The 12233-nt window shown below is 60.1% G+C and carries 14 protein-coding genes and 1 tRNA gene; 9 read left to right on the forward strand and 6 right to left on the reverse strand.

Annotated elements, in window-relative coordinates; genetic code table 11:
* Nucleotides 1-143: 143 nt before the first annotated feature.
* From cysS to ACR3EG_RS09600, 3 genes are read left to right on the forward strand one after another with little or no spacing between them, the layout of a single operon-like run.
* The gene (gene cysS, locus ACR3EG_RS09590; RefSeq protein ID WP_480495201.1) at nucleotides 144-1541 is read left to right on the forward strand and encodes a cysteine--tRNA ligase; all 1398 of its coding nucleotides are present in this window, start codon (nucleotides 144-146) and stop codon (nucleotides 1539-1541) included.
* On the forward strand, nucleotides 1541-3175 hold the full coding sequence (cimA, locus tag ACR3EG_RS09595) for a citramalate synthase (RefSeq protein WP_480495203.1): 1635 nt from the start codon (nucleotides 1541-1543) through the stop codon (nucleotides 3173-3175). The genes cysS and cimA overlap by 1 nt, the downstream gene beginning before the upstream one ends.
* Nucleotides 3172-3954 (forward strand): squalene/phytoene synthase family protein, encoded by a 783-nt coding sequence (locus tag ACR3EG_RS09600; RefSeq protein WP_480495205.1) that lies wholly within the window; start codon nucleotides 3172-3174, stop codon nucleotides 3952-3954. Before cimA ends, ACR3EG_RS09600 begins: the two co-directional genes overlap by 4 nt.
* Nucleotides 3955-3958: 4 nt before the next feature.
* On the opposite strand, the gene ACR3EG_RS09605 is transcribed toward ACR3EG_RS09600, so the two are convergent.
* A complete protein-coding gene (locus ACR3EG_RS09605) occupies nucleotides 3959-5185 on the reverse strand; it encodes an MFS transporter (protein ID WP_480495207.1) in 1227 nt (408 codons plus the stop codon).
* Between the two features lie 97 nt (nucleotides 5186-5282).
* Here ACR3EG_RS09605 and ACR3EG_RS09610 point away from each other — a divergent pair, with 97 nt between their 5' ends.
* Genes ACR3EG_RS09610 through ACR3EG_RS09625 form a run of 4 tightly spaced genes read left to right on the forward strand, consistent with a single transcriptional unit; the run spans nucleotide 5283 to nucleotide 7381 of the window.
* Nucleotides 5283-5915, forward strand: coding sequence for a DNA-3-methyladenine glycosylase family protein (locus ACR3EG_RS09610; RefSeq protein ID WP_480495209.1), 633 nt, complete (start codon nucleotides 5283-5285; stop codon nucleotides 5913-5915).
* Nucleotides 5912-6577, forward strand: a complete 666-nt coding sequence (locus tag ACR3EG_RS09615) for an alpha/beta hydrolase (protein ID WP_480495211.1) — start codon at nucleotides 5912-5914, stop codon at nucleotides 6575-6577. Before ACR3EG_RS09610 ends, ACR3EG_RS09615 begins: the two co-directional genes overlap by 4 nt.
* A 4-nt stretch (nucleotides 6578-6581) precedes the next feature.
* Nucleotides 6582-7076, forward strand: coding sequence for an N-acetyltransferase family protein (locus ACR3EG_RS09620; protein WP_480495213.1), 495 nt, complete (start codon nucleotides 6582-6584; stop codon nucleotides 7074-7076).
* Nucleotides 7077-7078: 2 nt separating this feature from the next.
* Nucleotides 7079-7381, forward strand: coding sequence for a putative quinol monooxygenase (locus ACR3EG_RS09625; protein WP_480495215.1), 303 nt, complete (start codon nucleotides 7079-7081; stop codon nucleotides 7379-7381).
* Here the strand turns inward: ACR3EG_RS09625 and ACR3EG_RS09630 are convergent, their stop codons facing one another.
* Both ACR3EG_RS09630 and ACR3EG_RS09635 read right to left on the reverse strand, forming a co-directional pair.
* Nucleotides 7382-7807 (reverse strand): VOC family protein, encoded by a 426-nt coding sequence (locus ACR3EG_RS09630; protein ID WP_480495216.1) that lies wholly within the window; start codon nucleotides 7805-7807, stop codon nucleotides 7382-7384.
* Nucleotides 7808-7838: 31 nt separating this feature from the next.
* Nucleotides 7839-8444 carry a pseudouridine synthase gene (locus ACR3EG_RS09635; protein ID WP_353389914.1) on the reverse strand — a complete coding sequence of 202 codons (606 nt, stop codon included), beginning with the start codon at nucleotides 8442-8444 and terminating at the stop codon, nucleotides 7839-7841.
* 211 nt (nucleotides 8445-8655) lie between these two features.
* Here ACR3EG_RS09635 and ACR3EG_RS09640 point away from each other — a divergent pair, with 211 nt between their 5' ends.
* Nucleotides 8656-9243, forward strand: a complete 588-nt coding sequence (locus tag ACR3EG_RS09640; RefSeq protein WP_480495219.1) for an HNH endonuclease — start codon at nucleotides 8656-8658, stop codon at nucleotides 9241-9243.
* Here the strand turns inward: ACR3EG_RS09640 and ACR3EG_RS09645 are convergent.
* Nucleotides 9213-9698 (reverse strand): disulfide bond formation protein B, encoded by a 486-nt coding sequence (locus ACR3EG_RS09645; RefSeq protein ID WP_209194561.1) that lies wholly within the window; start codon nucleotides 9696-9698, stop codon nucleotides 9213-9215. The genes ACR3EG_RS09640 and ACR3EG_RS09645 overlap by 31 nt on opposite strands.
* The gene (locus ACR3EG_RS09650; RefSeq protein ID WP_170752970.1) at nucleotides 9695-10273 is read right to left on the reverse strand and encodes a YqaA family protein; all 579 of its coding nucleotides are present in this window, start codon (nucleotides 10271-10273) and stop codon (nucleotides 9695-9697) included. Before ACR3EG_RS09650 ends, ACR3EG_RS09645 begins: the two co-directional genes overlap by 4 nt.
* Nucleotides 10274-10417: 144 nt before the next feature.
* Between ACR3EG_RS09650 and ACR3EG_RS09655 the strand changes: the two genes are divergently transcribed.
* Nucleotides 10418-10503, forward strand: a tRNA-Leu gene (locus ACR3EG_RS09655).
* A 122-nt stretch (nucleotides 10504-10625) separates the two neighbouring features.
* On the opposite strand, the gene ACR3EG_RS09660 is transcribed toward ACR3EG_RS09655, so the two are convergent.
* Nucleotides 10626-12119, reverse strand: coding sequence for a BCCT family transporter (locus ACR3EG_RS09660; protein WP_480495221.1), 1494 nt, complete (start codon nucleotides 12117-12119; stop codon nucleotides 10626-10628).
* Nucleotides 12120-12233: the final 114 nt, after the last annotated feature.

Consider the following 12233-nt stretch of genomic DNA (forward strand, 5'->3'; position numbering starts at 1 on the left):
CATGAACCGGACGACCTGTATCATTATCCGCTGCATTTCCTGCTGATTTATCAAGCGGGCCGGTTTCTTTCGTTTTCATCCCTGAGACAAGTTGCTAAGCCCGCGCCAACGCGAGACGCCACGCCGTTCTTAGGAGCTGACCGATGACAACGATCAAACTGCACAACACAAGGACCCGGACGAAAGAGGATTTCGCGCCGATCAGTGCTGACAATGTGCGGATGTATGTCTGTGGTCCGACGGTCTATGATCGCGCCCATCTGGGCAATGCGCGGCCCGTGGTGGTGTTTGACGTGCTGTACCGGTTACTGCGCCATACCTATGGCGCGGATCACGTGACCTATGTGCGCAATTTCACCGACGTGGATGACAAGATCAACGCAACCGCTGTGGCGCGTCAGAAAGCCGGCGCGCCGGGCACATTGGAGCAACTGGTGCAGGAGCGCTCGGACGAGACGATCGGGTGGTACCTGCACGATATGGGTGCGTTGGGTGCGTTAGAGCCTAACCAGATGCCGCGCGCGACGAAGTACATTCCGCAGATGATTGCGATGATTGAAGGGCTCATCGCCAAGGGCCATGCCTATGCTGCCGAGGGGCATGTGCTGTTCGCCGTTGACAGCTGGAAAGAGCGTTATGGCGCGCTTTCGGGGCGGTCGGTCGACGACATGATTGCAGGGGCGCGGGTTGAGGTTGCGCCTTACAAGAAAAACCCGATGGATTTCGTGCTGTGGAAGCCGTCGAGCGATGAGCTTCCGGGTTGGGACAGCCCGTGGGGACGGGGGCGTCCGGGATGGCATATCGAATGCTCGGCCATGAGCTATGAGCTGTTGGGTGAGAGTTTCGACATTCACGGCGGCGGCAATGATCTGATGTTTCCGCATCATGAGAATGAGATCGCACAAAGCTGCTGTGCCCATCCCGAGGGCGAGTTCGCGCGGGTTTGGTTGCACAATGAGATGCTGCAGGTTGAGGGCAAGAAGATGTCCAAGTCTTTGGGCAATTTCTTCACCGTACATGATCTGTTGGATCAGGGCGTTCCGGGTGAGGTGATCCGGTTTGTGTTCTTACAGACGCATTACCGCAAGCCGATGGACTGGACTGAGAAGAAGGCGCGTGAGGCCGAGGCGACACTGCGCAAGTGGCGGGCGCTGACAGCGGGCATCGAGCCCGCCGCCAGCGCGGCCCCCTCGGTGATCGCCGCGCTGGGTGATGACCTGAATACGGCGGGGGCCTTGGCGGAACTCCACCGTCTGGCGGCAGAGGGTGATGCGGCGGGGCTGTTGGCCAGTGCGCAGGTTCTGGGGGTGTTGGAGCCTGAAATGGGTACTTGGGCCGATACGGGCTCGGCAGGTCTTTCGGGCCATGCGGCGCGTCTGACAAAGGCGCGCGCCGAGGCGATGCAAAGCAAGGACTTCTCGGAAGTGGACCGGTTGAAGGCGGCCTATGTCGCGGCCGGGCTGGAAGTGCGGATGAGCAAGGACGGTGTGGAACTGGTGCCGGGGGCCGGGTTTGACGCTGCTAAGCTGGAGGGCGTGTGATGTCGAAGGAACGGCTTTATCTTTACGATACCACTCTGCGCGACGGGCAGCAGACCCAAGGCGTGCAGTTCTCGACCGCTGAAAAGGTGCAGATTGCCAAGGCTCTGGACGAGTTGGGCGTGGACTATATCGAAGGCGGTTGGCCCGGTGCAAACCCCACCGACAGCGCGTTTTTCGAGGTTGCGCCAAAGACCTCGGCCCGGTTGACAGCGTTTGGGATGACCAAACGGTCGGGGCGTTCGGCCGAGAATGATGATGTGCTGGCCGCCGTGATGAATGCTGGCACGCAGGCTGTCTGTCTGGTGGGCAAGTCCCATGACTACCACGTGACCCAGGCGCTTGGGATCGCGCTGGAGGAGAATGTCGAGAATGTCCGCGCCTCAGTCGCGCATATCGTGGCGCAGGGGCGCGAGGCACTGTTCGATGCCGAGCATTTCTTTGACGGCTATAAGGACAATCCCGCCTATGCGGTTCAGGTCTGCCGGGCGGCTCTGGACGCAGGCGCGCGCTGGATTGTGCTGTGCGATACCAATGGCGGTGCGCTGCCAGCCGAGGTGTCGCGCATTGTGACCGAGGTGATCGCCGCAGGGCTGCCGGGCGATCGCTTGGGCATTCATACGCACAATGACACCGAAAACGCAGTCGCCTGTTCGCTGGCCGCCGTCGACGCAGGCGCGCGACAGATTCAGGGCACGCTGAACGGGCTGGGCGAGCGGTGCGGCAATGCGAACCTGACCGCTCTGATCCCGACCTTGTTGTTGAAAGAACCCTATGCGTCGCAGTTTGACATCGGCGTCACCACACAGGCGCTGGCCGGTCTGACGCGGATCAGCCGGATGCTGGACGATATCCTGAACCGGGTGCCCAGCAAACAATCGGCCTATGTGGGGGCCTCGGCCTTTGCGCATAAGGCGGGGCTGCACGCCAGCGCGATCCTCAAGGATCCCTCGACCTATGAGCATGTAGATCCGGGCGCAGTCGGCAATGCGCGGATCATCCCGATGTCGAACCAGGCGGGCCAGTCGAACCTGCGCAAGCGCCTGACCGAGGCGGGGCTGTCGGTGGAAAAAGCCGATCCGGCACTGGGGCGCATCCTTGACCGGATCAAGCAGCGCGAGGCCGAGGGCTATTCCTATGACACCGCGCAAGCCAGTTTCGAGTTGCTGGCGCGGGATGAGCTGGGGCAGCTGCCCGAGTTCTTTGAGGTCAAGCGGTACAAAGTGACCGTTGAGCGGCGTAAGAACAAATACAACAAGATGGTGAGCCTGTCCGAGGCCGTAGTCGTGGTTAAGGTCGATGGTGAAAAGAAGCTGTCGGTTAGCGAATCCCACGACGAGCACGGCAGTGACCGGGGGCCGGTGAACGCTCTGGCCAAGGCTTTGTCCAAGGATCTGGGGCAATATTCGCAGGTTCTGGCCGATATGCGGCTGGTGGATTTCAAGGTGCGCATCACCCAAGGCGGGACCGAGGCTGTGACCCGCGTCATCATCGACAGCGAAGACGGGCAGGGGCGGCGCTGGTCGACCGTGGGTGTCAGTGCGAACATAGTCGATGCTTCGTTCGAGGCGCTGCTGGATGCGATCCAGTGGAAACTGGTGCGCGATTGCGGACCGCAGGCGGTGGTGGCCGAGTGAGCGTTGCCTTCGACGATGACGTAAAGGCCTGCGCCGCACTGGTGCATCGCGCTGATCCGGATCGGTTCATGGCGGTGATGGCGGCTCCGGTTGCGGTGCGGCCCAAGCTCTTTCCGATTTACGCACTGAATGCCGAGGTGGCGCGTGCGCCGTGGGTCACGCAAGAGACTATGATCGCCGAAATGCGTCTGCAATGGTGGCGCGATGCGTTGCAGGAAATTGCCGAAAGTGGAACTGTGCGCCGGCACGAGGTGGTGACGCCCTTGTCCCGTGTGCTGTCGCCTCATCTGGCCGCGCAACTGGATGAGTATGTGGCTGTAAGGCGTTGGGATATATATCGTGATCCGTTCGAAGATCAGGCCCATTTCGACACCTATCTGGACCAGAGCGCAGGTAGCCTGATGGTTGCTTCTGCGCAAGTTCTGGGACCAGCGGATGAGGGCGTTTTGCGCGACTTCGGCTATGCGGTCGGCGTGGCGAATTGGTTGCGCGCGATCCCCGAGCTTGAAGCGCGCGGGCGCATCCCATTGTTGGACGGCACACCTGACGGGGTGCGGGCGCTGGCGCAAGCAGGGTTGGACCGGTTGCGGCGGGCGCGGGCGAATGCGGCGATGGTGTCGGCACAGGCACGTCCGGCGCTATATTCCGGGTGGCAAGCCGAATGGGTGCTGCGTCGCGCCATTGCCAAACCGGATCGTGTGGCTGCCGGGGATATGGCGCAGGGGGAAATGCGGCGCAGGTTGTCCCTGATGTGGACGGCCGCGCGAGGGCGCTGGTAGGCGATCAGGCGGCCTCGGGTTCCGAGGGCTTCAACACCAGCCACAACAGCGCGCCGCCGGCCAAGGTCAACAGGGGGATCATGGCTAGGTTCACCGCCGTCCACCCCTCGACCGCCGAGCCGCCAGAGCAGTTCATCAACCCGCCCGAAGCAAGCGAGGCAAAAGTCACGCCGCCAAACACCAGCAGGTCATTCAGGCCCTGCATCCGCCCGCGTTCATTCACGTCATGGGCAGAGGCCAGCATCGTAGTGGCCCCGATAAAGCCAAAGTTCCATCCGATGCCCAGCAGGATCAGGGCGATGAAGAAATTGCCAAGCTCGACCCCTTGCAGGGCGACCACTCCGGCTGCGCCCAGAATGGCGAGGCCGAGGGCGACGATTTTTTCGACTCCAAACCGGGCGATCAACTGACCGGTGAAAAAGCTGGGGATATACATGGCCAGAACATGCCCAGTCACCACATCGGCCGCGTCATTGGCCGAATAGCCGCAGCCGACAACCGCCAGCGGGGTTGACGTCATGACAAGGTTCATCAGCGCATATGACACCATCGCGCAGATGATCGCGACCGCGATGCGCGGGGTTTTCAACATCTCAAGCCGGGTGCGACCTTTGGGTGCGCCCTCCGCCATTTTTGCCGGGGTCGGGATGTCGAGAAAGAAGAACAGGACCGAGCCGATCACATTCACCGCAATCACTGCCATATAGGTGCCGAGGAACGGGATCACATAGGCAGTGGATGTCAGCTTGACGATCTGTGGCCCGATGATCGCCGCCGCAAGCCCTCCGGCCATGACATAGGAAATCGCTTTGGGGCGGAAAGCGTCCGAGGCCGTATCGGCAGCGGCAAAGCGGTAAAAGCCGTGCGCGCTCATATAGATACCGGTCAGCAGGCTGCCCAGCAGAAAGATGGGGAATGACCCCAGATACAGGCCGTAAGCCCCGACCAGACCACCAAGCGCACCTGCAGTTGCGCCCACCAGAAAGCCAACGCGCCGTCCCCAGCGCTGCATGATGGCCGAGATCGGCGTGGCCGCCAGCATTGACCCTAGCACGATCAGTGAGATCGGCAGCGTTGCCAGACAGGCATTGGTGGCCAGCGACTCGCCCGCCAAGCCGCCGACGATAAAGATCATCGGCATCTGTGCGCCCAGCACCGCTTGCGCGGCCACCAGAACGGCGACGTTGCGTTTGGCCTGGCTGTCATCGGGGGTAGTGGCGGTCATCGTCATGCGCTCATGGGTATCCGCGAAAACCGCAGCGCACAAGCGGGTTGCATATGCGTCAAAGCAGCCTAACGTGTGCGCAATCAAACAGCCTGAGGCCCGCATGTCCGTCGGACGTATCATCGAAACCAATGACTGTGTGCGTGAGGGGGCCGAGTGGCTGGGCAATGCCTGTCCGCGCATGTCTTATGCGATGGATCAGGTGGGGCCGTTGCCGCTGCGCCGCAAGCCGGACGGGTTCGCGCAGCTGCTCAGCGCGATAGTCAGCCAGCAGGTCAGCGTGGCCTCGGCCAATGCGATCTGGAAACGGTTGCTGGACGCGAAACTGACCGGCCCGCGCAAGATCATGTGGGCCACGGATGATGACCTGCGCGCCGTTGGGCTGAGCCGTCAGAAAATTCGCTATGCCCGTGCGCTGGCCGAGGCGCGTATTGATTACAAGGCGTTACGCGATCTTCCTGACGCGGATGTGGTCGCCATTCTAACCGAGGTTTCTGGCATCGGGGTCTGGACCGCCGAGATCTATGCCATGTTCTCACTGGGCCGCGCCGATGTGATCGCACCCGGCGATCTGGCCCTGCAGGAGGCCGCGCGCATCCTCTACGATTTGCCCAAACGCCCGACCGACAGGGAACTGCGACAGATGGCCGAGGCGTGGTCGCCCTGGCGGTCGGTTGCGGCGCGGGTTTTGTGGGCCTATTACCGGGTGGCAAAGGAACGAGAAGGGATCAGATGACTCGAGTATTGAATGCGCTCCGAAAAGAGCCGGTTTCGGGCGACACGCGCTCGGTCGTGGTGTTTGTGCATGGCTACGGCGCCAACGGGGCCGACCTGTTGGGGCTGGCCGACCCGCTGGGGGAACACCTGCCGGATACGCTGTTTGTTGCGCCCGACGCGCCCGAGCAAATCCCCGGTATGCCTAACGGTTTCCAGTGGTTTCCGATCCCGTGGATCGACGGCTCGTCCGAGGAAGAAGCGCGCCGCGGTATGGAAATGGCCGCCGACGACTTCAACGCGTTCCTCGACGCGCTGATGGTGGATGAGGACGTATTGCCCGAACAGGTGGTGCTGTTCGGCTTCAGTCAGGGCACGATGATGAGCTTACACGTCGCCCCGCGCCGCGAAGACCCGGTAGCCGGGATCGTCGCCTTTTCTGGCCGGTTGCTGGAGCCTGAGCTGCTGCCCGATGAAACGGTTAGCCGGATGCCAATCCTTCTGGTGCACGGCGACGCCGATGACGTGGTGCCGCCGCAATCGCTGCCAGAGGCGGCCGAGGCCTTGCAGGCTGCCGATTTCAAAGAGGTTTACGCCCATGTCATGAAGGGCACCGGCCATGGTATCGCGCCTGATGGCCTGAGCGTGGCGTTGGCCTTCATGCGTGACAAGCTGAGCCTTTGATCCAATGATCGCAGTTCGGCCGATGATGCCCGAGGATGTGGCAGCCGCGTGCCGGATACTTAACCAGATTATCGAGATCGGGGGGACGACTGCGTTCGAGATCCCTTTCTCTGAAGCACTTTTCGCGCAAAGTTATCTGGAAGGGCCGGACAAGATTTGTTGTCATGTTGCGCTGGACCGTGATGGCGAGGTGGCCGGTTTCCAGTGGCTGGGATCGAATGCAAAATTGCCTGACGACTGCGCCGATATCGCCACTTTTGCGCGCCGCGAACCGGTTCTGAAAGGTGTTGGGCGCGCGCTGTTTGCCGAAACCTCGAAACATGCGGCGGCTTTGGGGTTCAGCGCGATCAATGCCACGATCCGGGCCGATAACCGGCAAGGGCTGAGTTACTACGACAAGATGGGTTTTCTGGACTACTCGGTCGCTTATGGCGTTCCCCTTCGTGACGGCACACCGGTTGATCGGATTTCCAAACGGTTTGAACTGAGAAAGGGTTAGGAATGCTAGTCGTTACTGGAACGGTTGAGGTCACGCCGGAAGGCATTGAACAGGCGGCAAAAGCCGCGCAGGAAATGGTGGCGGAAACGGTGAAGGAACAAGGCTGTAACGTCTACGAATTCAGCCAGGTTCTTGGGCATTCCAACCGCTTCCGAGTGTACGAAGAGTGGGAAAGCCAAGCTGCGCTTGAGGCGCATATGGCCACGCCGCACATGGATGCGTTCCGCGCGGTCTTGGGCGAGGTTGGCGTGATCTCGAACGATATCTGTCGAATCGTTGGTGGCGAGAAGCAGCCGCTGCGGTAATCAGCCCCAAAGGTGGGGTTCCGTGAACTCCACCGAGTTGCCGGCCGGGTCGCGCACGTAAAGCGAGCGCACGCCGTTGGGCCAGTCGAACTCGGCATCCAGCGGTACGTTCCAGTCCAGCAAGTGTTTGCGCATCACCGCGATCTGGTCGCGGCGCATGGACAGGCAGACATGGCCCGGTCCGCGCGCTCCATGAGGGGGCACGGGCAGGTCGGGATTCAGCGGCGGTTTCTCGGTCTCGTCAGCGTTGAAGATCAGCAGAACCGTCGCGCCCACGCGGTAGAACACATGACGGTCGGTGACCCGCTGGATTTTTTCCAGCGCCAGAACCTCACCATAGAAGTGTTCGGCCGCGTCGAGGTCTTCGACGTACAAAGCCGCCTCAAGGATGCCCAGCGGGGTGGGGATATCCGACGTGATTTTCATGGCCTAAGCCTATCACAATGGGCGGTTTTTGTCACCGACGGGGTCGGCGGTCGCGTTTGCGTTGCGGGGCCGCGTTGATCGCGGGTTCGGGCAGGCTGTCCCATTGGCCGGGATCCAGCCCGTCCAGCGTCCAGTCGCCAATGCGGGCGCGGATCAGGCGCAGGGTCGGGTGGCCCACAGCCGCCGTCATGCGCCGAACCTGCCGGTTCTTGCCTTCGCGCAGGGTTAGCTCGATCCAGCAATCGGGCACTGTCTGACGTTCGCGGATCGGAGGGGTGCGCGGCCACAACCCATCGGGTTCATCCATCATCCGGGCCTTGGCGGGTCGGGTCACGCCATCTTTCAACTCAACCCCGTCGCGCAGCGCCTTTAGCGCGGCGGCATCGGGCAGGCCTTCGACCTGTACCCAATAGGTTTTGGCCATCTTGTGCTTAGGGTCGGCGATATGCGCCTGCAGCCGCCCATTGTCGGTCAGCAGCATCAGCCCTTCGCTGTCACGGTCCAACCGCCCGGCGGGATAGACGCCCGGCAGATCGATGAAATCCGACAGGGTGCTGCGCGGTGTGTCCGCATTCGCCCGGTCGGTAAATTGCGGCAGCACGTCGAAGGGTTTGTTGAATCGAATGAACCAGCTCATGACCCTCGCCATAGCGCGGTGGAAACTGTCGCGCAACCTGTGGATAACTGTCATGTGCCTGTTACGCAGGCAGCTTACCCATTCCCCGAGATATTGTGGATACTCAGGGCTTGTCAGAGTTTTAACACGATATATAGTTAGCGTAAGGCCGGGGCGGGTGTTCCCCGCTCTGATGTCAAACGGGCAGAGCAGAGCGAGGAGCGATTCTGATATGGACGCAGACTTCAGGACCGAATTTGTCAGGGAACCCGGTGCGCTAAAGCATCATCCGGCACTGGTTTTGAACGCCGATTATCGCCCTTTGTCTTACTATCCACTGTCCCTTTGGCCATGGCAGGAGGCTGTGAAAGCCGCCTGGCTGGATCGGGTGGACATTGTGGCCGAGTATGACGAGGTCGTCCGAAGCCCCAGCACTGAAATCCGAATACCGTCGGTTGTTGTGCTGAAAGACTATGTAAAACCCAGAAAGCGCGTGGCCTTCACGCGCTTTAATTTATTTCTAAGGGATGAATTCCGCTGCCAGTATTGCGGTAGTCGGGGGGATCTGACGTTTGACCACGTGGTGCCGCGTGCCGCAGGTGGTGTGACCAGTTGGCAGAATGTGGTGGCGGCGTGCAGCCCGTGCAACCTGCGCAAAGGGTCGAAATCGTTGCGGCAGGCAGGCATGAATCTGCGCAAGCCGCCGCGCCAGCCCGATGCCGAAGCCTTGCGCAACGTCGGGCGGAAATTCCCGCCCAATCACCTGCATGACAGCTGGATCGACTTTCTTTACTGGGATGCCGAGCTGGACGAGTTCTGACGCCAGGCCAGCATCCAGAATACAATCAGCACAGTCGAGATTACGCCGTTCCAGGCGGCCATGGACAATCCGAACATCTCCCACGGGATGTCATCGCAGCGTACAAGGGGCGCGGTCATGATCTGGTCGAACAGGTCCTGAGTCGATAGTCCTCCGATATCACCGGAAGTGCAGCTTGAGGGGCCTTCCCACCAGCCTTGCTCGACCCCGGCGTGGAAAAAGCCGATAGCGGCAGTGGACAGCGCAGCTAGTGCTCCGACGAGGGGTAAAAAGTTCAAACGCGGCAGCGCCAGAGCCAACGCGCCTACAACGAAAGCTACGGCATGAGGATAGCGTTGCCAAATGCACATTTTGCAAGGTGCCATACCGCCAAGGTATTGAAATGCCCACGCCCCCAGCAGCAACGCGCCAGAGCCTCCGGCAGCGACCAAAATCAGTTGCGCTCTTCGTGTCATATGTATTTCACCACAAGAAAGCCGCCGAACAGCAGGATGATGAACAACGTGAACATCAGGCCCAGTCGCTTTTCGATGAAGGCGCGGATCGGCTCTCCAAAGCCCCACAAAAGACCGGCTACAATGAAAAAGCGCAATGCACGGGCCAGAATCGACGTCGCAATGAATGTGCCCAGAGGCATGCCGGTCCAACCCGACATAATCGTGATGACCTTGTAAGGAAAGGGGGTCACGCCCGCCGCCAGCACAGCCCAGAACCCGAAATCGTTGAACCGGGTGTTGAATTCCTCCATCGCGTGAGCCTTGCCCATGGATTCCAGGATGGGCTGACCGAGGCTTTCATAGAAAAACGCCCCAATCGCGTATCCCAGCAACCCACCGAGCACCGATGCGACCAACGCAACTGTCGCGATCAACCACGCGCGTGACGGTCGCGCCAGGATCATCGGAATCATCAGCACATCTGGCGGAATCGGAAAGAACGAGCTTTCAATAAAGGCCACTACGGCCAATGCCCACAAAGCGTGCGGGTGTTCGGCCAGACGAATAGTCCAGTCATAGAGTGATCGTATCATTCGGCGCCAAAATCCCGGTCAACAGATGGGTTAGCCAAATCACGCAGTCATCCTAGGGTCAACTGCCGCCGGAAAAACAAATGACGATGGGTTGTTTTTTGCCTCTGGACCTTCCTGAACTTGGGCGCTAATCCAGTGTTCGTGGCCCAAGTGGCGGAATGGTAGACGCAGGGGATTCAAAATCCCCCGCCTTCACGGGCGTGAGAGTTCGAGTCTCTCCTTGGGCACCACATCTTCCGGTAAGCAAAGTGTATTGGCGACCCTTAAGGGTCCGGTCGGAGGCTGAGCCAGACCAGAAAGCCGATGAACAGGAACACATTGATGTTTAGAAGCGTGTCAATCAGGGAAGTGCTCATGGGCGGTCCTCGCGGGCCAGTGATTTGATCAGGCAGATAACCAGTACCGGAACGATGAAAACAAAGGCTATGGCCGACAAGGCTATGATCGACCGGACAAGCCCAATGTCACCAACAAATATCATCGCCAGCCCTAATGCTCCGAGAATCGCCCCCCAGATTGTGCGTATGCGGGGCGAGGGGTTCTCGTCCCCACCGGTTCCGATCATCGCCAAGGTGAATCCGGCGCTGACCACACTGGTAATGACGAACAGAAATGCCGCCAAAACCGTTGCGGCCCTCGTCAAGCCGTCCAATGGAAACCGTTCCAGCAGAGCAAAGGTCGTGGCGTCCAGATTTTGCGCGTTTATCGCAGACAGTTCTGCGTCTTGGCGCAGGGCGTCGTAAAAGCCTAAGCCTCCGAAAATTCCGAACCACAAGATCGAAAACAGGGTGGGTGCGACGATAACGCCTACCAGAAACTCACGAATGGTTCGCCCGCGCGAAATACGAGCGATAAAGATACCCACAAAGGGCGACCAAGCTAACCACCAGATCATGTAGTTCAGCGTCCAGCCCTGAAACCAGTCGACGATGATATCATCGAAAAACTCGGCGGTCGAAAACCCGGCGGGTAGAACTTCGAACAGGTACCGGCCAAACCCGGCGACGATGTCGTTCATAAGGAATGATGTTGGGCCGAGCAGCAGCAGATAGATCATCATACTGACAGCAATCAGCATCGCGGCGTTTGACAGCAGCGCCATCCCGTCGCCAAGGTCCTTGCGCAGCGGTATAATGAACGCAACACAAAGCGCGACAAAGACCGGTATCGTCAGGGTGTCGGGGTTTTCAACTCCGATCAGGCCCGCCAACCCTGTCTGTATCTGGAAAACCCCCATGGCCATTGACCCGGCCAACCCCACAGCGATCGCAACGATTGACAAAAGATCGAACAGCCAGCCCACCGACCGGGTCCAGCGCATATCGCCAAAAGTATCCAGTACTGGTGCGCTCAAAAGCAAGGCCCTGCCTTTGCGATAGGCGAAATAGGCGATAACCAACGCCACGATTCCGTAAATGGCCCATGCGTGAAACCCCCAGTTCAGGTAGGTGACGAACATGGCGTAGCTGGCCGCTTCCGGCTCGTCGCGGTATTGCCGCAGAACTTCGAAGTGGGTCAACGGCTCGGCGGCGCCGTAAAATAACAGGCCGACGCCCATCCCGGCGGCAAACAGCATAGCGATCCAAGCCGGGGTGGAAAATTCGGGCGTACCCGTGTCCTTGCCCAAACGAGTGTTCCCGAACCGGGAAAAGGCTAGAAAGAGCGCGACGAACAGCAACCCGCTGACCTCGAGCATGATAAACCAGCCGCGGCTGTTGAATTGAGTCGCCACTGCGGCAGCGGCCAGTTTGCCCAGCCCTTGCGGGTCGGCAAGCCCCCAAACTGCGATGGCGGCACTTAGGGCAAGCGCAATGGCCAGCAGCGGGCTGAACGATGTTTTGTTCACGGCTTTTCGCCTTTTCTGTTCCGTGTTTGAACGAGCCAACCAAACCAGTCCGTTAGGACCGGCCAATGGCTGAGTTTGAAGGGGTATACACTCAAATTCGACTGATGGGGAAAC

The sequence above is a fragment of the Ruegeria sp. AM7 genome, assembly GCF_056535965.1.

Excerpts from the sequence above, each read along its gene's own strand:
- cysS (WP_480495201.1), top strand. The coding sequence starts at position 144 with ATGACAACGATCAAACTGCACAACACAAGGACCCGGACGAAAGAGGAT.
- cimA (WP_480495203.1), top strand. The coding sequence starts at position 1,541 with ATGTCGAAGGAACGGCTTTATCTTTACGATACCACTCTGCGCGACGGG.
- ACR3EG_RS09605 (WP_480495207.1), bottom strand. The coding sequence starts at position 5,185 with ATGACGATGACCGCCACTACCCCCGATGACAGCCAGGCCAAACGCAAC.
- ACR3EG_RS09610 (WP_480495209.1), top strand. The coding sequence starts at position 5,283 with ATGTCCGTCGGACGTATCATCGAAACCAATGACTGTGTGCGTGAGGGG.
- ACR3EG_RS09615 (WP_480495211.1), top strand. The coding sequence starts at position 5,912 with ATGACTCGAGTATTGAATGCGCTCCGAAAAGAGCCGGTTTCGGGCGAC.
- ACR3EG_RS09620 (WP_480495213.1), top strand. The coding sequence starts at position 6,582 with ATGATCGCAGTTCGGCCGATGATGCCCGAGGATGTGGCAGCCGCGTGC.
- ACR3EG_RS09625 (WP_480495215.1), top strand. The coding sequence starts at position 7,079 with ATGCTAGTCGTTACTGGAACGGTTGAGGTCACGCCGGAAGGCATTGAA.
- ACR3EG_RS09630 (WP_480495216.1), bottom strand. The coding sequence starts at position 7,807 with ATGAAAATCACGTCGGATATCCCCACCCCGCTGGGCATCCTTGAGGCG.
- ACR3EG_RS09635 (WP_353389914.1), bottom strand. The coding sequence starts at position 8,444 with ATGAGCTGGTTCATTCGATTCAACAAACCCTTCGACGTGCTGCCGCAA.
- ACR3EG_RS09640 (WP_480495219.1), top strand. The coding sequence starts at position 8,656 with ATGGACGCAGACTTCAGGACCGAATTTGTCAGGGAACCCGGTGCGCTA.
- ACR3EG_RS09645 (WP_209194561.1), bottom strand. The coding sequence starts at position 9,698 with ATGACACGAAGAGCGCAACTGATTTTGGTCGCTGCCGGAGGCTCTGGC.
- ACR3EG_RS09650 (WP_170752970.1), bottom strand. The coding sequence starts at position 10,273 with ATGATACGATCACTCTATGACTGGACTATTCGTCTGGCCGAACACCCG.